This is a genomic window from Caballeronia sp. DA-9 (assembly GCF_051615025.1).
GTDB classification, from domain to species: domain Bacteria; phylum Pseudomonadota; class Gammaproteobacteria; order Burkholderiales; family Burkholderiaceae; genus Caballeronia; species Caballeronia sordidicola.
In genome coordinates this window covers 47,792-70,316 of record NZ_CP195133.1, presented here as the reverse complement: position 1 = coordinate 70,316, position 22,525 = coordinate 47,792, and the positions used below count along the sequence as shown (strand labels likewise).

Below are 22,525 nucleotides of genomic sequence, written 5' to 3'. Positions count from 1 at the left end.
CTTTTTACATCGCCATCAGCGCCGCTTTTGCCTTGGTCACGGGCTCGGTCCAGTCACCGAGCGTGGTCTGCTTGAACAACCGCGCGCTCGGATACCACACGCTGTCGTCGCGATTCATCATCCAGCGCCAGTCGTTGTTCGCCGGCAAGAACACCCATACGGGCTTGCCGAGCGCGCCCGTCACATGCGCAACGGAGGTATCGACCGTGATCACCAGATCGAGTTGTTCAATAAGCGCGGCGGTATCGGCGAAATCGCGGAGATCTTCAGTTAGATCGTACGGTTTCAGAGCGCAATCCGGACTCGAAAGCTGATCGCGCGCCGCGCCCTTTTGCAGCGAAAACCACGCAACATCCGGCACATCCGCCAAAGGCGAAAGCGCGGAGAACGGCATGGAACGGAATTGATCGTTGCCGAAAGTCGGACTGCCCGCCCATACAATCCCAATTTTCCTGCGGCCGGCGGCCAGCTTGTCTACGCGGGTTGGGCCCATGCCAATCCGTTCCGCGCTCACGCTCATGTACGGTATGTCAGCAAGCGCGCCGGGAACGAGATGCGACACATGATGCGGCACGCTCATGGAAGGCGTCCAGTAATCGTACCCATGTGTCGGACCGCGATACGCTGCCCGGCGAACACCGCGCACGCTCTTCACCAGTTCCACGATGTTCTCCGGCACCCACATGTCCACGGTTGCGCCCATTTGCTCAAGCACCGTCACATAACGTGCGAACTGGATCATGTCGCCATGTCCCTGCTCTCCCACAACCAGCAGCGTCTTGCCTTGCAGCGGTTCTCCGTGCCACTCCGGAACGCCTGGAACGCTTATCGGCTGATATTTGCTCGAGCGCCAGCGCACTTCATGAAGCGCCCAGCCTTCCTTGAAATTGCCGCGTCTTAGCTCTAGCAACGCCAGGTTGTGCTGTGCATCGGCGTGATCGGGTGCAAGTTCAAGCGCGCGCCGATAGTGCGATTCCTCTTCCTCGAACAGGCCTTGCGAACCGCGAGCCGCGCCCACGCACGCGTGAATCTGCGGGTCATCGCGTAAGGTCAGCGCTTGGCGGTATGCCGCTTCCGCCTCTACGAACCGGCCATGAAGCCCAAGCGTTGTGCCAAGGTTCACACGCGCCTCGAAGTGATTCGGCTTTAAAGCCAATGCACGATTCAGGCTCGCCACCGCCTCGTCGAAACGCTTGAGCTCACGCAACGCATTGCCTTTGCCAAAATGCGCCTCGAAGCTGTCCGGATTGCGGCGAAGCGCTTCCTGATAAGTCTCCAGCGCTTCTTCGTAGCGCTTTGCCGCTGCGAAGGCGCCGCCGAGATTTAGCCGGCTATCGAGTCGGCCTTGCAGAATGGCGTGAAGCTAGAGGCGGTGTGGGAATGGGCGTGAGCAAGGGGTTGCAAAACTCCCAGAATCAATATGGAATTGGCATATCTTCTGGGAGTTGAGAACTGCCGATGAGCACGCCCGATTTCTTCTGCAGCCGCCTGGACGCGATGATCGATTTGCGTCACCCGCTCGCCGTACTGGCTAACCGGATGCCATGGTCGTCGATCGAAGCGACGTTGACGCCGATGTTCGAGCGCCGTGCCCGCGAAGGGCGGATGAGCGCAGAGGTTGATCTGTTCGGCGTGACGCCGAAGCTCGCGGGTGCTGGTGTCAGCGCTGCAGGGCGTCCGCGCCTGTCCGTCCGGTTGATGGTGGGTTTGCTGTATTTGAAACACGCATACAACGAAAGCGACGAGTCGGTGTGCGAGCGCTGGGCAGAGAGCGTGTATTTCCAGTACTTCTGCGGCGAGGACTATTTCCAGCCGCGTCTGCCGTGTGACCCGACCAACCTGGTACGGTTTCGTCAAGCGTTGGGCGAAGCGGGCGTCGAAGAGTTGCTGGCGACGACGATCGCGGCCGCGGTGCAGATGAAGGCGGTTACACCGGTCGAATTTGAGCGCGTGATTGTCGATACCACGGTCCAGGAGAAGGCGATCGCGTATCCGACCGACAGCCGCCTGCTTGAAGTGGCACGGGCCCGACTCGTGCAGTTGGCGCAACGCGCCGGACTGACACTGAAGCAGACGTATGAGCGCGAAGGCAAAAGCCTGCGTCGTCGAGCTGGTGGCTATGCGCACGCCAAACAGTTCAAGCGCCTGCGACGGGTGCTCAAACGCCAACGCACCGTGCTGGGACGGTTGCTGCGCGACATCGAGCGTAAATTGATGGGCGCCACGCGTGAGCGACAGGCCCAGTTGCGCGTCTGGCTTGAGAGAGCTTGGCGCATCTGCCGACAGCGGCCCAAGGATAAGGGCAAGCTCTACGCGCTACATGCCCCGGAAGTCGAATGCATCGGCAAGGGCAAAGCCCGACAGCCCTACGAGTTCGGTGTCAAGGTCAGTCTCGCGATTACGGAGAAGCAAGGGTTGATCATCGGTGCGCGGGCGTTCCCCGGCAACCCTTACGATGGCCACACGCTGGCCGAACAACTCGAACAGAGTTCCATTCTGCTGCAGGATGTGCCCGGTACAGTGCAGCCGAAGACCGTCTTGGCCGATCTCGGGTTTCGCGGTGTCGATGCCGACGTATCATCAGTACACCTGATTCATCGAGGAAAACACAAGACACTGACCCGCACACAGCGACGCTGGCTCAAGCGACGGCAGGCGATCGAACCGATCATCGGCCATGTGAAACACGACCACGGCATGCGGCGTTGCTGGCTCAAGGGGCAAACCGGCGATGCGCTACACGCGGTGCTGTGTGCTGCTGGCTATAACTTGCGCTGGTTACTGCGCGCAATCGTCCGCCTAGGCCTGAGGCCTATATTTTTTATCCTCGCGTCGCTGCATTGGCTCGTCAATGTCACGCCACATCCATTACTCCTGCATCGCGACCGCTTTCGACGGGCCAGCTTCGCTTCGCCGATAGACTGCGCCGTCGGCTCCGCTCGTCGCGCAAACTGAATTTTGCAGGTCTGACTATCGAAGAAATCGGGGTCTTGAGCGAGCAGTGTCTTGTGCTGCTCAATGGATTCGTTGAAGAGACCTTGTTTTTGCAGCGCCACGCCAAGGTTATTGCGTGCGTTCGTGAAATCGGGATCGATGACAAGCGCGCGCTCATGGCATTCCACGGCATAAGGGAGATCACCCAGCGCCGCTGCCACCAACCCGCGATTGCTCCAGCATGCCGATGCATGCAGTGCAAGGCCAAGGGCACGATCCATCAGCTTCGCCGCCTCTTCATTTTCGCCACGTTGATGCAGCAAAACGCCGAGGTAATGCAACGCGTCCACGTGATCCGGGCGCGCCTCAAGAACTGTCCGATAACCGTTTTCGGCGTCGGCCAAAAGACCGGCCTGATGGTTACTGAACGCTACGGAAAACGGCTCGGAAAGTTGATTCATGGCAGGCGTATTCAACGAAGTGGATAACCTGTTCATGCTAAATCGCGCTTTAGCCACCAGCTATCGGATCAGTCCGATCCCTTGTTACCGGGTTTGAAGTTATGCGTTTCGGCAAGAGCAGGTCATTCTTTTTGGCCGGGCGAATGGAAACCCGGCATGCCGATCTGATCCGGCAATTGCGGCACGCGGCGAAACCGCGATGTGTCGTAGCCCATCTCATCCAGCCGGCCAAGAAGTTCGCGATATTTTGCATCGCTGATGGTCGGAGAACGCGCGAAGATCCAGCCGAGCTTGCGATCGGGATATCCAATGATCGTATATTGATAATCCGGATCAACATAAAGCGTCTTTTGAGTCGCGTAGATAGGCCAGAAAACCCGTACGCTCCATTGCGCGTTGTTTGTGCCGGGAACAATTGAATCCGTGAATTGATAATGCTTCAGCGGGCTGTCAAATGTATTTTCGTGCGCGTAATAGGAATCGTCGATCTTGCCGTCATCGCGCAATTTCCATTCGGCGTAACTGCCTACGAAATTCTTCTCGGCAAAGTACGGAATATTCGCAACGATGTACCAGCGGCCCATATAACGCGGCAAATCAACCGAAGGCGCGAGCATCTCTTCGCTCGTGGCGCGCGGATTCGGATTCGGCGGGGAAGAAATGCATGCGCTCAAGCCAAACATCAGCGCGGACAAAAGAATGACAATGCGAGCAGGACGGACCATATGCGCACCAAGGTATAAAGGCGGATATGCATTGATACGCATATCCGCCCTGACCGGTTTCACGGAATCAACCGTAGCGCAAAATGCGGACCCGGCGCTTCAGATCCGGCGCACCTTTACCTTCTTGCCTTTCACCTTTCCGGCGGACAACCGGTTCACCGCCTTGTCCGCAATATCCCGCGATACCGCCACGTACGTGACCATATCCGTCACGTTGATCTTGCCGATCTGCGAGCTTTCGAAACCAGCGTCACCTGTGAGCGCGCCGAGGACATCGCCGGGACGGATCTTTTCCTTACGGCCGCCAAGGATTTGCAGCGTCGCCATGGGCGGTTGCAAATGGCCTGGTTTCGCTGGCGTCAACTCGCTCAGCTTGTGCCATTCCACTTCCTTTTTCTGCGCCTGTTCAATCGTACCGACGCGTCCCATTTCGTCCATGCTGGCAAGGCTCAGCGCCCAGCCTTCCTGATCCGCGCGGCCCGTTCGGCCAATGCGATGGACGTGGATCTCGGGATCGGGCGTGACATCCACGTTGATCACCGCTTCCAGTTGCGCGATGTCAAGACCGCGCGCCGCCACGTCGGTTGCGACCAGCACCGAGCAGCTTCGATTGGCGAACTGCACGAGCACTTGATCGCGTTCGCGTTGTTCGAGTTCACCGTGCAGCGCGAGCGCATGAAAACCCTGCGCCACCAGCACATCGAGCAGATCGCGGCATTGCTGCTTCGTGTTGCAGAACGCAAGTGTGCTGACCGGCTGATAATGATCGAGCAACAGGCCTACCGCGTGGAGACGCTCGTTGTCGTCGACTTCGTAGAAACGCTGCTTGATCTTCGAATTCGTGTGCTGTTCCGTGAGCTTGATTTCCTGCGGCTTGCGCAGGAATTGCTGGCTCAGCTTGGCGATGCCTTCCGGATACGTTGCAGAGAACAGCAAGGTCTGGCGTTCCTTCGGACATTGCTTCGCAACCGCGACAATGTCGTCGAAGAAACCCATGTCCAGCATGCGGTCGGCTTCATCGAGTACCAGAGTTTTCAGCGCGCTCAATGCCAGCGTGCCGCGCTCCAGATGATCCATCAGGCGGCCCGGCGTGCCCACGGCAATATGGCAGCCATGCTCAAGGCTTGCGATCTGCGGGCGCATGGGCGAGCCGCCACACAGCGTCAGGATCTTGATGTTGTCCTCCGCGCGCGCTATCCGGCGGATTTCCTGCGTCACCTGATCGGCGAGTTCGCGCGTCGGGCACAAAACGAGCGCCTGCACGGAAAAAAGCTTCGGGTCGATCTTCGCCAGCAGCGGCAACGCGAACGCGGCCGTCTTGCCGCTACCCGTCTTGGCCTGCGCGATGAGATCGTGACCCGCAAGCGCGAGCGGCAGGCTTGCGGCCTGGATCGGGGTCATCGTGAGATAACCGAGCTGCTCGAGATTCGTCAGCATTGCTGGCGACAGCGGCAAGGCGCTGAATGAAGTTGGCGTGGTCATGAGCTTGTGTTGTTACTTGTTCTTACTTCGCCGCAGGTTTCGGCGGGACCGAATTGTCCTGCTCGTAGGTGATGGTGCCGTCGGGTGCGTCGTGGCGCAGCACCTTGTTGCGCGCGCCGCACATGGGGCAACGGAACATCAGGCCCTGGCCTTCATTCTTGATGAGCACGTCGGCGAGTTGCCATTCGGCGCCGCACGGCTGGTTTCGGCAGATAAACATGATTGAATTGAGCGTAATGGATGGGGTTGCAGCCTGAAAAAGGGCGCCGGACCGGCCGGCGCGCGCTGTTTTCGCGCAATAGAAGCCGAAGTGTACGCGTACACGGTGCGATTGCATCGTTTTACGGCGCTTTCACGATTCTTCGCCCCTTGCGGGGCAAATCGATCCGTTAAACTGGCATTCACTAAAACAATGTCCAACCCGTCCTATCGATGCGAATCCTGCACACCTCGGACTGGCACCTCGGCCAGTATTTTCTCGGGCATTCACGGCAAGCCGAACATCAGAAGCTGATTGCGTGGTTGATCGAGCAGACGCGGCTGAATGCGGTGGATTCGGTGCTGATAGCCGGCGATATCTTCGATACCGGCGCGCCGCCAAGTTACGCACGCGAACTGTATTACTCGCTGATTCTGGCGCTTCGTGACGCAGGCGTGGGCTTGACGCTGCTGGCGGGAAATCATGATTCGGTCGCCGTGCTTGAAGAATCCCGCAATTTGCTGACGGCGCTGAATACCGTGGTGATTCCGTCCGTGCAGGACGATCCGAACGAGCAGGTTCGCGTGCTCAATACGCGCGACGGCCATCCCGGCGCGATTGTCTGCGCAATCCCATTCATCCGTCCGCGCGATGTTCTGCAAAGCATCGCGGGACAAAGCGCACGCGATAAACAGCAGTCGCTGCAGGACGCGATTCATGCGCATTATCGGGCGTTGTTTGCGTTAGCTGAGCAAAAGCGTGCGGACCTCGGCGCGCATTTGCCGATCATCGCGACGGGACATTTGACAACGGTCGGCGCGAGCGCGAGCGAATCGGTGCGCGAAATATATGTCGGCGCGCTGGAAGCATTTCCGACCGCGGCTTTTCCAGCGGCGGATTACATTGCGCTCGGGCATATTCATCGGCCGCAAAAAGTTGGCGGGTTTGAGCACATCCGTTATAGCGGATCGCCGATTGCACTGAGCTTCGATGAAGTGCGGCAGCAGAAAGAAATGTTGCTCGTGGATGTTTCCAGCGATGGGCTCAAGAGCGTAACCACGCTTCACGTTCCATGCTTTCAACAGCTTTTGTCGGTGAGAGGATCGTTGAAAGAGCTCGATGCCGCGGTCTCGGCGGCTGCGTCCCAAGCGGCTGCAGGCGAAACGATATGGCTGGAAATCGTGGTCCGCGCCGACGACTATCTCAGCGATCTGCAAACGCATATCCAGAAGATAACGGAGAACATGCCCGTTGAAGTGTTGCGCGTTCGGCGTGAGCGCTCGTCCGCTGCGAACGCGTTTCAATCGCAGGCGAAAGAAACGTTGAACGAACTGACGCCTGACGACGTTTTTGCTCGCCGCCTGCAATCGGAAACTATTGATGACAACACGCGCTCGCAGCTTTTATCGATGTATCGCGAAGTGGTCGCACAGATTGGCGCGGCGGATGCAGCATGAAGATTTTATCGTTGCGTTTGCGCAATCTGAATTCGCTGAAGGGTGAGTGGAAAATCGATTTCAGCCAGCCGCCGTTTCGCGATAACGGCCTGTTTGCTATCACCGGCCCGACCGGCGCGGGCAAGACAACCTTGCTCGACGCCATCTGTCTCGCGCTCTATCACCGCACGCCGCGCATGGACACGGTTTCGCAAGGCACGAACGAGCTGATGACGCGGCACACGTTCGAATGTCTCGCGGAAGTCGAGTTCGAGGTGAAGGGCGAGGGGTATCGCGCGTTCTGGAGCCAGCGTCGCGCGCGCGACAAAGCCGATGGCAATTTGCAAGCGCCCAAGGTCGAACTCGCGCGGCTCGACGGGACGATCCTGACCGAGCGGATTGCGGACAAGCTACGCAAGGTCGAAGAAATCACGGGCCTGGATTTCGGCCGCTTCACCAAATCGATGATGCTCGCGCAAGGCGGCTTCGCCGCGTTCCTCGAAGCGAAAGCGAACGAACGCGCAGAGCTTCTGGAAGAGCTTACCGGCACGGATATCTACGGCACGATCTCGCGGAATGTCTTCGAGCGCACGCGCGAAGAAAAACTCGCGCTTGATACGCTGCTGGTCCGCGCCGATGGCGTTCAATTGCTGACTGAAGAGCAGCGCGATGGTTTGCGGCAGGAATGCAGCGCGCTGGCCGTTCAGGAAACCGCGCTCGGCAAGCGCGCCGATGAAACGCGCGCGATGCTCGCGTGGAGAATCGCGCTATCGGATGCCGAAAAGCAGCTTGAGCAGGCGCTGCTGGACCAGCAGCAAGCCGAGACAAATATCGCCAGCGCCAAACCTTCGCTTGATCGTCTCGCCACGAGTGAGCCTGCGGAAAAGCTTCGTGCCGATCATGTAGCGATGGTATCGGCACGTGATCGGCATGCGGAAACATTGCGTTTATCCGCGATTGCGAAAGACCAAAAGCATGCCGCTTCGCTTGATGCCGCGCGTGGTTTGCTATCGGCATCTGTGTTGGGCGCGCGCGTTGTGGAGCTTCGTCAGCATGCGTTGAACACAGTTTTATCCGAAGTCAAAACCGTTCAATCCGCGCTCGATCTGCATCCACATCGACGCAAACTTGGCGAGCAGATCGTGCTTTGGCAGCATCAATTCGATGCACGCCAGCAGACGTTGAATGACATCGAGGCGACCGATAGGAAGCGCATTGGTTTGCGCTCGCTGATTGATACACGGGCCAGCGAAATCAATGCAAAGCGCATCGCCTTAACTAACGCTTTGGCGACGGCGGAACTCGCTCGCAAGACCGAACGCGAGCAGCGTGAAAAAATCTTGAGCACGCTTAACGGCGAAAACGAAGCCGACTTGAAGGCGCGTTGCCAGCGGCTTCAAGACCAGCAGCATCTGTTCCGAAAGCTGGTTGATACGGGTGAGGCAATCGCGCGCGGGGCGCGGCAACTGGCGTTGGATCGTGAAGAACTGGCGCGGAAAAGTACGTCTGGCCTATTGCTGGCCGAGCAACATGATCGCCTCACGAAAGACATCGAGACACTGACTGAGCAAGTCCACGACAAACGCAAGTTGCTCGATCAGGAGCGGCGCATTCTCGACCTTGCTGGACACCGCGCGGCGTTGCAGCCCGACGAAGCGTGTCCCTTGTGCGGATCGACGGAGCACCCGTCCATTGGCGCGTATCAAACGCTCGATGCTTCCGCGACCGAACATGCGTTGAAGGAAAAGGAGTTCGCGTTGCTTGGAAAAAGCAAGGAGCTTCTTGCCGCGAATGTGGCGATCGCCGAATCGAATGCCTTGGTAAGCGCGCTTAAAAAGCGCATTGATACATGGCTCGAAGATGAGGCGCGACACGCCGATAGTTGGCGATCGATATGCGCGCAACTTGAGCTTGAATCGGTTGATCGCAACACGCTCGACGCGGTTGTTCAGGAACACGCGTTCAGGCTTAAGTTGGCGCAGGACACGCTTGACGCAGTGGATCAACAGAAAACCCTGCTCCAGCAGCACGCGAGCGCGGCGAATGTGGCTGAGCGGAATGCACTCGAACATCAACACGCGCTGAAGCTAAGTGAAGAGCAGCAGATCGCGGATGAAAAGTCGCTGAAGGAAACGGCCGATCAAATCGAGGCGTTGAAAAGCGTGTTGCGGGAGAGAGAGCACGTGCTTGATGAATCCGTAATCGCTATTGGTTACGCGCGACTTGATTCGTGGACTCAATGGCAATCCTGGCTCGCCAAACGCGATGATGAATGGAAAGCGTGGCAGAAGGAATCGGAACGTGTTCGCGCGTTGAACCAGCAAGCCGACCGCGCACGGCAGGCGCTTGAAACCGCATCGGCTGAAGCTGGAAAATGGTCGGTGCGCTGGACAGCTTGCGAAAAGGATTTCACCGGATTGGAAGCCGAAGTCATTTCCCCCAATCGCGATCCGGCTGAAGCGTTTTTATTGGCAATACAACGCTACGATATCGCCCGCGATAAGACCGTTTTGCTGGAAGGCACCGAGCGGACGCTCACGACGCGCTTGAACGAAGAAAAAGCACATGCTGAGAAAACAGCGCTTGCATGGTTGAATGCGTTAAGTGGCAGCGTGTTTATCGATGAACAATCGTTTAACGCTGCGCTGATATCGCACGAGGAACGCGGCGAATTGCAAACGCTGAAACGTCAACTCGATGAACTATCGACTACAGTGCGCACGCTGCGAACGAATGCTGAAAACCGCCGCGCCGAATTATTGAAAGAGCCGAAAACCGAGCAGGATGGCGAAACGATTCAACGGGTGCTCGATGAAATCCTCTTTTCCATGAAGACGCTGAGCGAACAACAAGGCGGCCTTCGCGCGAAGCTTCAAAGCGACGATACGTTACGCGTGGAAAAGCAGGCGTTATACATGCAAATCGATACGCAGCGCACGCAATACGACCTGTGGCAACGCTTGAGCAGCCTGATCGGTTCCGCCGATGGCGCGAAGTATCGGAAATTTGCGCAAGGCCTCACGCTCGATCATTTGATCTATCTCGCGAACCGGCAACTCATGCAGTTGCATGGGCGTTATCAGCTTAACCGAAAGCTTGCGGGCGAACTGGAAATGGAAGTGCTCGATATGTGGCAAGGCGATGCCGCCCGCGATACCCGCACGTTATCGGGCGGAGAAAGTTTCCTCGTGAGCCTCGCGCTCGCGCTGGCTTTATCGGATCTCGTGAGTTTCAAGACGTCCATCGATTCCCTGTTTCTCGATGAAGGATTCGGCACACTCGACGGCGAGACATTGGAGATTGCGCTCAACGCGCTCGATTCACTGAATGCAAGCGGCAAGCTGATTGGTGTGATCAGTCACGTGGAAGCGCTCAAGGAGCGCATTCCATTGCAGATCAAAGTGGCGAAAAGCGTGGGAGTCGGTTTTTCGACGGTGGAGGTCGTGGGCGCTTAAGGCACCACGACACGCACCGCAATTTCTTTCGCGGCCAGCTTTTCCACGATAAAAAACGGCACGTCCAATCGCCATTCTCCGTTTTTTACTAACGTTTCGTAGTCGAATATAGCTTGGCCGTCTGCGGAACTGAAAACGAGCTTTTGCGTGGCGTTATTGGCGAGTGCGCTAGCGCCGCCTATGGCCTGGTAACTCGTATTGCTGCCCACGTGAAACTTCTCGATTTTCCATCGGTTCGGCGCGTGTGGCGGGAACGGTTTTGCGTCGTGGAAACCGAATATATCGTCGTGAGTCAGTACACTTTTACGCAGCGTCGGCCATACGTTCGTACGCAAATAATGCTGGTCGATAAACCGTCCGCTCGCAGCGTTTGCGGCGGCGAATCGTTGCATCGATTGAATGGCGTTCTTTAATATCCCGGCGCACCCGCCCCAAAGGCCCGCGAGAATCAGTTCGGTATGCGTGAAATAATCGCGAATGAGGTGGAAGTAATACGGACTTTCGACCCATTCCTGAACCGCGGCCGCTTCACGCTCGGAGAGTAATGCGTCGGCATCGCGAAGAAGGAAGCGCTCGATGGCGGGGTCATCGATAACCTGAAAACGCCACATCAGCGGATGAACACCCGAATCCGGACTCATGAAAACGACGTCCGCACCCGCGTCCTTTAACCTTTGCTGCACGTGTGCGGGAACGGTCGCGTCAAGATACACACGGCACGTCCAGCCTTTGAACAGCTCACGCGTCAATTCGGCATTCAGCACGGCCGGTTCGCAATATCGCGGGTTCGCGCCAAACAATGAATACGCGATGACGTTTTCAGCAGGGTTAGCCGCGTTGAATGCGGGCGGCGCATGATCGGGAATCGGTCCGCTCGGATTGGCGCTGCATTTGGCGTCGGACGCGCGCAGCGAACGCAGCCCGTATTCACGCATCTCCTCGGTCTTGCCTAGCCAGCCGCATACTTCAACCAGACCATCCAGCCACGTCGGCGCGGCTAGCTTGCGCTGGCTCGCCGGCGCATCATGAATGCTTTTATAGACTTTATACGCCTGGTCGAACGCATCAATTCGCATCAGGCACAACGCGTAGTCCGGCAGGATTGTCATGTTCCCGGGCGTAAGGGTAAGCGCCTCAGCCGCGAAATTTGCACCGCTTTGATAATCGCCGGCGGCACATGCCGCACGAAATGCTTCCGCGATTTTGCCGAGGCGCGCTTGAGCCGCCGCGCTTGGCTGCCGCATTCCTCCTGTCTGTCGAGCTGGATGCAAGTTGGGTGGATTCATGAGTTTTTATAAGCTGGCCGGTGGTCGGGCATCGTTTGTGCACGCCGGATATCAAGCAATGCCGAGACGTTCCAAAGAACCAGCCACTTTAAACGCGCCAACGTACATTGCCGACAAGAAGGATCGATTTTCACAATTTCACGTTGCGTAACCAGGCATCGGAGAGATAAAGCATGACCACGCTTCGATTGATTCTTGGCGACCAATTGAACCCGCTGCACGGCTGGTTTTCGGAAACGGACGCCAATGTCATCTACGTGCTGATGGAAGTGCGTCAGGAAACGGATTATGTTTTGCATCACGCGCAGAAGATCCTCGCAATATTCGCCGCAATGCGCGACTTCGCGCAGCGGCTGAGAATGGCGGGACATCGCGTGCATTATCTCGGCATTGATGATCCAGACAACGAGCAAAGCTTGCCTGCGAATCTCGATTGGCTGATCGGTCATTACCAGGCAAACGTGTTCGAATGGCAAGCGCCGGATGAATGGCGTGTAGACCAGCAAATGGCTAAATATGCGGAGCAATTAGACGTTCCGTGTCGAATGACAGATACGGAGCATTTTTATACGCGACGCAATGAAGCCGCCGAATATTTCGCCGACAAGAAACAGTGGCTAATGGAGAATTTTTATCGGCAGATGCGAATGAAATATCGCGTTCTAATGAACGCGGACGATAGCCCTTGCGGCGGTCAGTGGAACTTCGACCACGACAATCGAAAATCGTGGCGTGGGATTCCGCGCGAGCCGTGCGATCCACGCATCGCGCATGATCATTCAGCACTGTGGAAAAAGATTATTGATGCCGGTGTTAAAAGTTTTGGAGAGCCGCGTGAAGATCGATTGCCGTGGCCTTTGAATCGCGAAGAAGCGTTGGCGCAGCTCGATTCGTTTATCGAATTTGCGCTTCCTGATTTCGGCGATTATCAGGACGCGATGAACACGCAAGCACCGCGTCTGTTTCACTCGCTGCTGTCGTTTTCGCTCAATGTGAAGATGCTGAATCCACGCGAGGTCGTCGCGCGTGCGGAGCGAGCGTATCGCGATGGACATGCTTCTCTGCCGGCAGTCGAGGGGTTTATCCGGCAGATCATCGGCTGGCGCGAGTTTATGCGCGGCGTGTACTGGGCGCGGATGCCCGAGTATCGTGAATCGAATGGTTTTGGAAATGTGCTCAAGTTGCCTGTTTGGTTCTGGAACGGTGAAACCAACATGCGATGCCTGAAACATTCGATTGGGCAATCACTTGAAAGCGCGCATGCGCACCACATTCAGCGATTGATGGTAATCGGCAACTTTACGTTGATTGCCGGGATCAATCCGTTTGAGGTGCACGAATGGTATCTAGGCGTGTATGTCGATGCATTCGAATGGGTCGAGATGCCGAACGTGCTTGGTATGAGCCAATTTGCCGATGGCGGCGGACTGGCGACGAAACCGTATGCTTCGAGCGCGGCTTATATCGACAAGATGAGCGACTACTGCAAAGAATGTCACTACGACCGGAAAGCGAGATTAGGGGAAACGGCATGTCCGTTTAACGCACTGTATTGGGATTTCTTTGAGCGCAATGCCGGGCGGTTAAAGGGGAACTCGCGGCTGGTTATGGTTTATAAACAGTTGGACAGGATGGATGGTGACGCGAAGGCTGGGATTGACGCGAGGGCTCGTGAGCTTCGGGGGGGATTGGATGAGTTGTGAATCACAAACAAAAAAGCCAGCCACATAAAACGTGACTGGCTTTTCATCATCAATCGCTACCGTAGGGCGCCACAGTTGATGCGACAGCGCATACAAAAAATCAAAGGCTTACATGAAGCTGCGCCAAAGATGTCTTGTCGGGCGTGACAGAGGTCCTGCAACTGGCCTACTTTCGCGCCAAAGTAGTAGCGTTTTGGTGCAACCCTAATTAATGACCGCTTTTCCATGGGCTCGTGCGAGCCGGGATGAGGCCCTTAGCAACCGGCGCCTTAGAAAGCAGGAAAATCGTCTCGGGTGGGTCGCTACCGTCCAGAGGCTCCGAAATGGATCGCTCCGGGCGGCGCGAGACCACTCGTGATCTCAGCGTGTATCCCTGACATGAAATCGGATCGCATCTGCGCCGCCTGCGGCGCCCGCTTCACTCCGCTCGTACACATCGTGAATCAACGCTACTGCCCATTGGCGGCCTGCCAGCTGGCCCGGCGACGAGCCTGGCAGCGCGAGCGCCTGCAAACCGATCCCGATTATCGAGAGAACCAGGCGAAGGCTCAGGGCACCTGGCGCGCACGGCACCCCGACTACTGGCGTCGCTACCGCCAAACGCATCCTGCATGTCGCGATCGCAATCGCGACATGCAGCGACAGCGCCACGCTAGGCGACATGCTGAACCCATTGCAAAGATGGATGCGTCAAACCTCCCTATCCCCTCAGCGCTTCGCCACCTGCTTGCCATATGCCGACCACAAGAAAACCAGGGTGTCGCACGCGAACTCGCCTTAGTTTTCGCAAAGGTTCCCGTCACGACGAGCAACGAAATGCGCAGTAAGTCGTTCGATCCGATCTGAGGGAGACCACGTGATCGGCTTATTTCTATCTTTCTATCAGCCAGGAACGCTCTGGCAAGTTTTTTTATCAACGTTTGACTGTACGGCTCGACAGTTTGCGCAGATCCCTGTGGCCCGCGCTGAAAGTTGACGCTGCGCCGCCGGTTCACACAATTCCCTAAGCATTCGGAAACACCGGTAGATGGTTTTTGTGAAATTGATCAACTCCGGCTTGGCGAATGCGTTCTAGCCACAGTTCTACGTTCGTACGCGAATAGCCGCTCTCGATAGCGGCATCGAGAAGCAGTGCGAATTCGGTTCTGAGCGTCGTGGGCATGATGCCTGGATCGTCGGTATTGACGAGTACTTGGATCGGCCCGCGCCGCAACCCGAACCGATTGTAGCGCTCTCCCGCCACTAGGTACTTGTCGTCGGGCGGGTTCCAACGAAAGATCGGATGTTCCAAGTATGTATTAAGCCTTGCGATGTAGACGTTTGAGGTCGGATTAGTTTCGAGGATCAAGCCTTGCTGATCGTAACGTTGCAACAGGTAGTCTTGGAGTGCGTGCATGAACTCTAAGTCGTCCGGCGAGTCGTAGTCATACAAAAATTGGGCGGACGAGCCTGTACTGTCGCCCTCAAACGGCAGCATGAGATCCGCGTCGCCTCGGCTCGCCAGGCGCACCAACACCGACTTTTTCGGCGGCGCAGCGCTCGTTGCGTAGAACGCCTCGCGCGCGAGATAAATCGACTCGGGCGTTTCCTTATCCAGGCTACGCCAAGCTTGGTTTAAGGCAATATAGTCGGGCACTGCGGCTTCGAGCACGTCATCATAGATTGCGACCGGAATGTTTTCATGCAGTTTGATCGCACAATTGCGCCGCAGTAACCACGCTTGGTGCAGCTTATCGGGAGTGCACTTCGTCGCTTTGCTCGGAATAACTCGGCGGTCGTGCATCGCGTGCATACTTCGAGTCAGATCGTGCGTTTCAATGTTGTCAGGTGCGCGCGGCCACAATAGTGGCTCTTCAATCGAACCGTTTAGCCAAGGCACCTCGCTCGCAAAGCGGGCGATACGCCGCTCAAGGCGCGGCAGAATTCGTCCCGCCAGCGGCAAATGGCTGCTGAGTTCGCAGGCGTAGTGCCAGGCCCAAACCAAATTATCGAGATGCTCGTCAACCGGCAGTACCATGTCACCGTGACGGCCGCACCAAACGGCTGGATCAATGCCTAACGCGAGCGCATGGCCGAGCCGATCCCCACTGCGCATTTCGCAGAAGCGCACCGTTTCATCGACGTGACGCATGCCCGACACTGGGTGTGCGTAGTCTTCGCCAGCATGGACGCTCAAATGGAAACCGGCAGATGCCCGCTCGCATTCGGGGCGCGTAGGCAAGCCTGTGCGCAGCCAGCGCAGCATCGGCGCGAACAGTTCGATGCGTGCGACATTCTCATCGCCGGCCACATCGAGGCCGCGCAACCAGCGTGCCGGCTGGAACGTATAACCAGGATTTACGTCGCCGCGCAGAAACATTTCCTTCTGCCATCCCGCCTGCCGCTCTAATGTACTGTGAAGTGCTTTGACCGCTATCCATTGCGATTGCTGATACGCATGGCGTGTGTCAGCGGCCTTGATCGAGCGCGACAGATGCGCACAAAAATGCCAGCGATTCAGGAGGTCGACATACGGCCTGAAGTGCGGATCTAAGGTCGGGCCGCCGTCCTGAGATCGAGCCATTGGCAGTTCGGGCTTCGTAATGTTTTCATTCGCAGCGACCGCTGCGGCAAACGTGCTCGCGACATCCGGACCGAACGTGCCGGTTCCGATCTTGATTTCGGCAAGATCGGCCGAGCCTACGAGGAGCCGCCGCGCAATGTCGGAGGTGTTGGCAACGACGTTTGTTGATTTACGCAACGTGGCGGGGTAATAGTCTCTCGCGAAGCGAGTCAATCCCTGCCCATCCATGATGATCTGATGCCGCAACTGCATCAGTTCAGTTAACAGATAGCAGACGGCGGCGCGCTGACAGAACTGGGCGTCGGGTGCTCGGAAGATTGACCACAGATAGACTACTAGCCACAGCCACGCTTGGCTGACGTGGTTTTCGAGGACAGCGGTCGCGAGTTGAAACAGCAACCAGTGAATGTCGACCCGCCCGCTCAGTAGGCATTCGTCCGCGAACGTCGGCCAGTCGAGAGGCAGATGAAGGTTGCTCTTGCCGCTGACGAAGGTGTCGTCCGCGGCATCGTTCAGCGCCGCACGAAGATCCGAACTGGCGCATGCTTCGCCGGCATTTTTGGCCGGCGCGGTCGAGTGTTCGAGCAGCACCCGAAGCACACGCCGAAGCCGCTTGATCGTTGCCCTGTTGCCCGCTTCCTCAATGTTGCTGTCCGATAGCAGCCTTTCCGCAAGCAACAGCCCGTCGAAGGTGATACCGCCGAGATGCACGTGTCCTTCTGCGAAGGGTTTGTTCGAAGCGGGCAAAGGCACGAACATCGGCAACTGCGCGGCGACGATGCGACGCAAGTCACTTGGCAATGGCGATGATGCGCGTTCAAGCCAACCGGCGATGTGCCATCCGGCAAGCAACGTGGGATCGATATCGGAGGCAAGACGCACGAAGGCCTGTACCTGGTTTTCGCGGTATTGAAGGTAGTCACCGTCGCGCATCATCAAGCGGTCGAACAGTTTGTCGAGAACAGGCAGTTCTGGCGATGTGAGGAAGGTACCAATGCCCGATACCACGCGCTCAATGTCGTTACGGCGATACTGACGACGGTACTCGCGCTCAAGCGTGTGCTCAAGTGCTGTAAAGCAATTCTCGCGCAGCGTATCTTCGTCGATGTCGAACTCGCCGGTCAGGTATTTCAGCAATTCCGATGCGACGTCCGGGCTACTGAAGAGGCCTCCGATCGCCAGTTCTTCGAGGGATCGTTTGAACATGGGTCAAGGGGTTTTGGTCGGGAATACAACGTTGACCGCGGTCGTAAGATCCCCTGCGAGCTTAGTTTCCTCAGGGAACCGGTGGCGGAATGTTGCTGCCAATTCTAAAGAAGCGTTTCGCCCAGCGTTTAGCTTCCGTAATGCAGAAACGAAAAGTCGGACGGGTTTATCCGTAACACGTGAAATACCCAACGTTTCCCTAAGCCAAACTTTAGCGTCGGTCTCCGTAGGCAAGTTCAGGCGGCGTATCCGCATGGCGTCGGCAACCACCGCCCGCGGCGAGATGTCGGTGTCGTCGGATTTGGACAACTGGACTTGACGCACAGCCGCAGGTCGCGGTACTGCAGGTTTCGGTGTTTCGGCGTGTCGATCAATCAGCGCGCGCAATGGATGCTCGCCGAGGACAGCCGTCACTGCGCGAATCCGCGCGCCGAAGCTGTGTGTCGACTCAGTACTGGTATTGTAGAACGGTGCAACATTCGTCAAGTACAGATTGCTGTTCTGGAAATTCGCACCTTCGCCGATGTTCATGTATGCAACTACGTCTGGCAAACCGAACAGCGGCCCCTTTTCGAAACTACCGAAGGCGGCCCACAGACTGTAGAAGGTTTGACGCGCGGTCCACGCTACATCCGCAGTCGTTACCGTTTTGGGCTGTTCGCGGTGTTTAAGCGGGCGATTGAAAAGCCACGCCTGATTGATTGTCTTATTGAGCACGTTGTAGATCAGCCACGGCGAGACATGAAGCCGCGCCACGCCGTAATCGTTCCGCCACTTGTTGATCGCAATTGCCAACCTTGCAATTGCGTGCGCGTGTTGCGGCAGGGGCGGAGCATTCTCATCGGCAGGTTCGGCATATACCGAATCGTCGTCTTGTCCCATCGGGATTGTCTTAGTCCCGGCGAAGGCGCTAAAGGAATAGAAGGGTGGTCTCTGCAAGATGGCGCCAATATCCCGGTCGTCCACGTCCCTCAGCAGGCTCGTCACGAGAAGTTCAATCACGCGTCCGGTGCAGACCAGTAATCCGCGTTGCGAACTTGAGTAGAAGTTGCGATGAAGCAGGAGCTCGAGCAACAGATTCACATCGTCCGCACCATCGCCTGAAGAGTTGAAGTCGTCAGACAGGCGAGTCGCTCGACCCGCTTCGGGGACTGGGTAAGGCAAAATAGCTTTCACGGGTAGTCGTGCCAGCCAGCTTTCCGGCGCTCGCCCCCGCAATTGGTCGCGCCATTCGCTGAGTTCCGCCTTTCGGTCAAATTCAGGGAACTGCAGCTCGTCGTGTCGCAACGGCTGAAACAACGGAGTATCGAACACACTTCGCCAGACTTCGTCGACGCCCGGTTTGGTCTGCCAGTATTGGTACGCTAGCATCACCATATATGCTGGCCCCGCTTCCGGCTCGACTCGGAAGTGGTCGGCAAGTTCGCCGCACCAAGCATCTGCGATTCTTCGCAAAGGTGTGACGTCGCTCTGATCTTGGTCTCCTGTGGCGCTCACGTCCCTTTCAAAATCCGCATAGGCGGAGTCGTTGCTCGCTCCGAGCCGATACGCCGCGTGGAAATTTTTTAACGCATCTGCCGTCGCCGGCGGCATGAGCAGCGCCCTGCGCACCCGCAGAGGACTCCAGTCATTCTTGATGTGCGTGGATAGCTCAGGAATCCGTTTTTTCAACCGGTAAACCAACTGCGTCAGAGCCCGGAGGCTGGTCAGTGGCACCGGAAGATAACTGTTTTCCAAGCCGTTTACCGAGCCGTTAACCAATCCTTCCAGCCACGCGTGGAATAGAGGTAGCGAGAGGTTCTTTTCGCCGTTGGCGTGGCCCAGCAATATTTGTTCATCCTTCAGGTAGTCAGAAATATTGGGCATAGCCAACCGATACTGGAACGGCAAGACCTTGCGTTGATATTCCACTGCTAACTGATGTGCGCGATCGTACGCGTCGCGTCGCTGGTAGGTGGTGTCTTTCAGCAACCTGCCGTGAAAGTCGCGCCACGTTACCTCGTGATATAGGCTCAGGTCACCGCTTAGAATCGGTAGCACATATGGTGTCGTCAGATATCGGCGCACCACTTCTAGGTTTTCGAATGCACGATTCAGCGAGGTATCAACATCATCGATCGTCAGCACCAGCAGCTTTTTACCAAGCAGTCTTAGGACAGCCGCGAAAAAATTATGTACCTCCTCGATCAATTGGTGATTGCCTATAAAGGACCGGACTTTGTCCAGCCCCCGCTCGTTCCTCTGGGATTGCATGCTTTCAAGCTTGCCCCCCAGGTTTTGCAGTGTGCGTTGCAAGTCTTGGCGCTGCTGCGACTTTCGTTCCTGCGCCTCGATAACCGCGCTATCTGACAAAACGGCAGCCACGATGACGTTAAGGAACAGGTCGTCGTCCGTTTCGAGCAGTGTCGGGTCTACGGGTTTCAGAATGTGGACCTTCTTGAGCAATCCATCGTCCGGTGAATCTAGAGCGGTAGCTAGGTTCACCAGTACCGAGCTTTTCCCCGTGCCGCGCGCGCCGTCAATCAGCGTGGCATTGTGTCTGCGATTAGCGTGAAATGCGCGTCCGCTGTCTCCGTCTCCAAGCGAATCAACCGCGGCCTGAATAAATTCCCGTAGCTTGCTATAGACATTGGTTGCAAGCAGCGTCTCGGCGCTCTTGTGCGATGCACTCTCGGCTTGGTCAAGCGGGATGTACGTATTAGTGGTCATGTGGTTGTCGCAGCTTTTGGTTTATTTTTGTCCCGCCAGTGTAAAGCACAATGCACCTCTCGTCTGGCGATGCAAACCGCCTATCCGCCCTGACCCGCGCGTCGCCGCTATCAGAGCCGTGGGTCATGTTCGTGGATGCCGATCGACGATCTGAGCAGAAATTGACATCGATCTACTGCAATCGCATTCGCCTGCGTGAACGCTGAACATTGCAATGCGCGCTGAATACGGCATGGCGGAATCGCGGTTGTAGCCTGCCTCGGGAACGCTGCCCGCCGAATTTGCTGCGCAGCCAAACCCCAGTTCGATGCCAGCGGACGTTTTTCCGAACATTTTCTGCCTCTACGGATGGGGTCTATGAACGCCGTACTCAGATGCCTTAGCGACCTTTCGGAGGCCGCGCAGGTGTCGTTTCGGCGTCGTGTCCGTGAAGCGCGAGGAAAAGCGGGTGCGTCTGCTTGTAACGGTCACCCGCGATAGACCAATACGCCTTACCTTGCGACGACGCCATGTAATCCGCCCTCCGCTGCATGCGTCCGTCGCCGAGCACGCTTTTTGAGATGGCATAGCGCACGTCCCCGTCAGGGCCAAGAATGACGGTGCATCCGCCGTAGATCGTGAAGCCCGGCCCGCGTGCGCCGGGTTCGACTTCGCAGGTCTGAATCACTTCGCTGACGAGATCGAAGATCACCTGCCCGTTCGGGCCGACGCGTCGCGCGGTCCGGATCGACTCGACCTGCACCGGCGCCGCATGCATGCAGCGCCCGCTCACATCGCTCGTGCCGGGCGGGATGATCCCGAAATCCACGCGATGCGCCGGACGCGACACGAATTCGCCAAGCACGTGCGCTTGTCGCACGAGTTCCGCAGCCTCAGCGGGGTGCGCCGGATCGCCGCGAAAACGCAGATGCGCGAAATCCAGTTCGCGAATGCACGCCCGCGTAACGGCCGGAGGACGCCACAACAGCGCGTCCTCCGAAAGGCTGCTCACGTTGCGCGGATAAATATCGCGGCGCAGGAACGCATCGATGAGCGCTTCGCGGTAGCCCCACTTGTCGTCGGGAACGAGATCGAAATCCGCGGTCACGGCAGCGCGCAAAAATTCGCCGAACGACAGGTCGACAGGAGGACAGTAATCGATCGCGCGGATAAGCACATTGAGAAACTGGCTCGCGAGTTTGCTCGCCTGTTCGGCGAGCATCTGTGCGAGTTCGGCGGGCACGTTGCCGGGTGGAAGAATTCCTGTGCCGTGGGTCGCGAGCCGCAGGTAGGGCGCAATCTTGCGCCGATACACCGTCTCAAAGGCCTCGAACACGGCGGCGACCAGCACGCTGCCGAGTTCGTGCGCTTCGAGACGGCGGTCGTACTGGCGCGGCGGATCGGCATCGATCGCGCTGCGCAGCGCCTGCTTGTGACCGAGACTGTGCCCGAACTGGCGCGCCAGATCGGTCAGCAACTGCGCCTTGCCGATGTCCGCGCCGTTTGCGCGAATCGCTGCGAGCACCACTTCCGGATAGCTAAAGTGTTGAAACAGCGCGATGAGGTCTGCGAAGCCTTCATGAAACGCGCCGACATCCGGACCGCTCGGCACCGCGAGGCTGGAGCGCAGGCCGTCGAGCAAGGCATGTGTCATCTCGTGCGCGACGATATCATGCGACAAGCAGGTGAACACATATCCGCCGGGCAGCGTGCGATCGGTGGACGGCCCGTTGCGCGCGGCGTAGTAGCCGAAGCATAACTCGCCGTTGATTTCGTCGTACCACGCGTTGTCGCTTTCGAACGCGTGCGGCCGGATGATAAGTTGGTCGGCGCCTTCCGTACGCTTGAATCCCCATGAAACCTGCCGTCCAAGCGCGGCGCAAAACGCCGCATGTACATTGCTGCACACGGCATACACCATTTGCTGATGAAAGCGCGGATCGGCGGGCGACGGATCGACACCGCGCCTGAGCAGCACATTGTGATCGTCGAGATCGAGCCGCCGATAACGCACGCCACGCGTGTCGTCGATATCCTCCACGCGCAGCAGACGCCCGACCGGCCCGGGTTCGAGCGGTTCGTAGGGAACGTTCAGCTCAGCGAGCGCCCCTTCGAGACGCGAGGCCGCAGGGTCTAGCGCGTAGATGCGCAGCGGCCGGTACAGCGGCTCCTGCGGCTTGCGCAGCGGCGGCACGGGCTGCGTGCGCATCACGTTCGCGCCGACTCCGTAGCGCGTGCCGTAGCCGTCGCGACAGCCTTCGACGAGCGGCGCACGCAGGTTGACCGTGCGCATCGGCTGCGCGCTGTCGCGGCTCTGCGCGCGCGCCGCGACAGCCTCCGGCGTCGCCGGCCCGGCGGCCGGAGACGAGATATTCGCGCGCTTCATC

The 22,525-nt window shown here is 57.7% G+C and carries 13 protein-coding genes and 1 pseudogene; 5 read left to right on the top strand and 9 right to left on the bottom strand.

The annotated features are described in order from the left end of the window. Positions 1 to 4 precede the first annotated feature (4 nt). Entirely contained in the window at positions 5 to 1,351 is a 1,347-nt protein-coding gene (locus ACRWA7_RS16475; RefSeq protein WP_438396857.1) for a tetratricopeptide repeat protein, read from the bottom strand. A gap of 107 nt (positions 1,352 to 1,458) precedes the next feature. On the opposite strand from ACRWA7_RS16475, the gene ACRWA7_RS16470 reads away from it, so the two are divergent. Next, the gene (locus ACRWA7_RS16470; protein ID WP_438391677.1) at positions 1,459 to 2,955 is read left to right on the top strand and encodes an IS5 family transposase; all 1,497 of its coding nucleotides are present in this window, start codon (positions 1,459 to 1,461) and stop codon (positions 2,953 to 2,955) included. Between the two features lie 134 nt (positions 2,956 to 3,089). Here the strand turns inward: ACRWA7_RS16470 and ACRWA7_RS16465 are convergent. The 4 genes and pseudogenes from ACRWA7_RS16465 to ACRWA7_RS16450 form a co-directional block, all read right to left on the bottom strand. Further along, a pseudogene (locus ACRWA7_RS16465) lies at positions 3,090 to 3,395 on the bottom strand (tetratricopeptide repeat protein); the annotation flags it as partial. A 122-nt stretch (positions 3,396 to 3,517) separates the two neighbouring features. Beyond that, positions 3,518 to 4,120, bottom strand: a complete 603-nt coding sequence (locus ACRWA7_RS16460) for a lipocalin family protein (RefSeq protein ID WP_438394984.1) — start codon at positions 4,118 to 4,120, stop codon at positions 3,518 to 3,520. Positions 4,121 to 4,219: 99 nt separating this feature from the next. Then, positions 4,220 to 5,602, bottom strand: coding sequence for an ATP-dependent RNA helicase DbpA (gene dbpA / locus ACRWA7_RS16455; RefSeq protein ID WP_438394982.1), 1,383 nt, complete (start codon positions 5,600 to 5,602; stop codon positions 4,220 to 4,222). A 22-nt stretch (positions 5,603 to 5,624) separates the two neighbouring features. Continuing rightward, positions 5,625 to 5,822: a hypothetical protein gene (locus ACRWA7_RS16450; protein WP_047895277.1), complete on the bottom strand. Its 198-nt coding sequence runs from the start codon at positions 5,820 to 5,822 to the stop codon at positions 5,625 to 5,627. 212 nt (positions 5,823 to 6,034) lie between these two features. On the opposite strand from ACRWA7_RS16450, the gene sbcD reads away from it, so the two are divergent. Together sbcD and ACRWA7_RS16440 are read left to right on the top strand one after the other, a co-directional pair. Then, positions 6,035 to 7,258, top strand: coding sequence for an exonuclease subunit SbcD (gene sbcD / locus ACRWA7_RS16445; RefSeq protein ID WP_438394981.1), 1,224 nt, complete (start codon positions 6,035 to 6,037; stop codon positions 7,256 to 7,258). Continuing rightward, positions 7,255 to 10,692, top strand: coding sequence for an AAA family ATPase (locus tag ACRWA7_RS16440; protein WP_438394980.1), 3,438 nt, complete (start codon positions 7,255 to 7,257; stop codon positions 10,690 to 10,692). The genes sbcD and ACRWA7_RS16440 overlap by 4 nt, the downstream gene beginning before the upstream one ends. On the opposite strand, the gene ACRWA7_RS16435 is transcribed toward ACRWA7_RS16440, so the two are convergent. Beyond that, positions 10,689 to 11,936: a tetratricopeptide repeat protein gene (locus tag ACRWA7_RS16435; RefSeq protein WP_438394979.1), complete on the bottom strand. Its 1,248-nt coding sequence runs from the start codon at positions 11,934 to 11,936 to the stop codon at positions 10,689 to 10,691. The two genes, ACRWA7_RS16440 and ACRWA7_RS16435, sit on opposite strands and share 4 nt — an antisense overlap. A 215-nt stretch (positions 11,937 to 12,151) precedes the next feature. Between ACRWA7_RS16435 and ACRWA7_RS16430 the strand changes: the two genes are divergently transcribed. Both ACRWA7_RS16430 and ACRWA7_RS16425 read left to right on the top strand, forming a co-directional pair. Continuing rightward, on the top strand, positions 12,152 to 13,681 hold the full coding sequence (locus ACRWA7_RS16430) for a cryptochrome/photolyase family protein (RefSeq protein ID WP_438394978.1): 1,530 nt from the start codon (positions 12,152 to 12,154) through the stop codon (positions 13,679 to 13,681). 378 nt (positions 13,682 to 14,059) lie between these two features. Further along, positions 14,060 to 14,527: a hypothetical protein gene (locus ACRWA7_RS16425; RefSeq protein WP_438394977.1), complete on the top strand. Its 468-nt coding sequence runs from the start codon at positions 14,060 to 14,062 to the stop codon at positions 14,525 to 14,527. 157 nt (positions 14,528 to 14,684) lie between these two features. Here the strand turns inward: ACRWA7_RS16425 and rdrB are convergent, their stop codons facing one another. The 3 genes from rdrB to ACRWA7_RS16410 all read right to left on the bottom strand — a co-directional run bounded on the left by rdrB (position 14,685) and on the right by ACRWA7_RS16410 (position 22,524). Then, positions 14,685 to 17,450, bottom strand: a complete 2,766-nt coding sequence (gene rdrB / locus ACRWA7_RS16420; protein ID WP_438394976.1) for an antiviral RADAR system adenosine deaminase RdrB — start codon at positions 17,448 to 17,450, stop codon at positions 14,685 to 14,687. Positions 17,451 to 17,453: 3 nt separating this feature from the next. Then, the gene (gene rdrA / locus ACRWA7_RS16415; protein ID WP_438394974.1) at positions 17,454 to 20,159 is read right to left on the bottom strand and encodes an antiviral RADAR system adenosine triphosphatase RdrA; all 2,706 of its coding nucleotides are present in this window, start codon (positions 20,157 to 20,159) and stop codon (positions 17,454 to 17,456) included. A gap of 379 nt (positions 20,160 to 20,538) precedes the next feature. Beyond that, a complete protein-coding gene (locus ACRWA7_RS16410) occupies positions 20,539 to 22,524 on the bottom strand; it encodes a hypothetical protein (RefSeq protein ID WP_438394973.1) in 1,986 nt (661 codons plus the stop codon). Between the last annotated feature and the right edge of the window lies 1 nt (position 22,525).

Bases quoted from the DNA above. Each gene is read 5' to 3' on its own strand.
- ACRWA7_RS16470 (WP_438391677.1), top strand. From the start codon at position 1,459: ATGAGCACGCCCGATTTCTTCTGCAGCCGCCTGGACGCGATGATCGAT.
- ACRWA7_RS16460 (WP_438394984.1), bottom strand. From the start codon at position 4,120: ATGGTCCGTCCTGCTCGCATTGTCATTCTTTTGTCCGCGCTGATGTTT.
- dbpA (WP_438394982.1), bottom strand. From the start codon at position 5,602: ATGACCACGCCAACTTCATTCAGCGCCTTGCCGCTGTCGCCAGCAATG.
- ACRWA7_RS16450 (WP_047895277.1), bottom strand. From the start codon at position 5,822: ATGTTTATCTGCCGAAACCAGCCGTGCGGCGCCGAATGGCAACTCGCC.
- sbcD (WP_438394981.1), top strand. From the start codon at position 6,035: ATGCGAATCCTGCACACCTCGGACTGGCACCTCGGCCAGTATTTTCTC.
- ACRWA7_RS16440 (WP_438394980.1), top strand. From the start codon at position 7,255: ATGAAGATTTTATCGTTGCGTTTGCGCAATCTGAATTCGCTGAAGGGT.
- ACRWA7_RS16435 (WP_438394979.1), bottom strand. From the start codon at position 11,936: ATGCGGCAGCCAAGCGCGGCGGCTCAAGCGCGCCTCGGCAAAATCGCG.
- ACRWA7_RS16430 (WP_438394978.1), top strand. From the start codon at position 12,152: ATGACCACGCTTCGATTGATTCTTGGCGACCAATTGAACCCGCTGCAC.
- ACRWA7_RS16425 (WP_438394977.1), top strand. From the start codon at position 14,060: ATGAAATCGGATCGCATCTGCGCCGCCTGCGGCGCCCGCTTCACTCCG.
- rdrB (WP_438394976.1), bottom strand. From the start codon at position 17,450: ATGTTCAAACGATCCCTCGAAGAACTGGCGATCGGAGGCCTCTTCAGT.
- rdrA (WP_438394974.1), bottom strand. From the start codon at position 20,159: ATGACCACTAATACGTACATCCCGCTTGACCAAGCCGAGAGTGCATCG.
- ACRWA7_RS16410 (WP_438394973.1), bottom strand. From the start codon at position 22,524: ATGAAGCGCGCGAATATCTCGTCTCCGGCCGCCGGGCCGGCGACGCCG.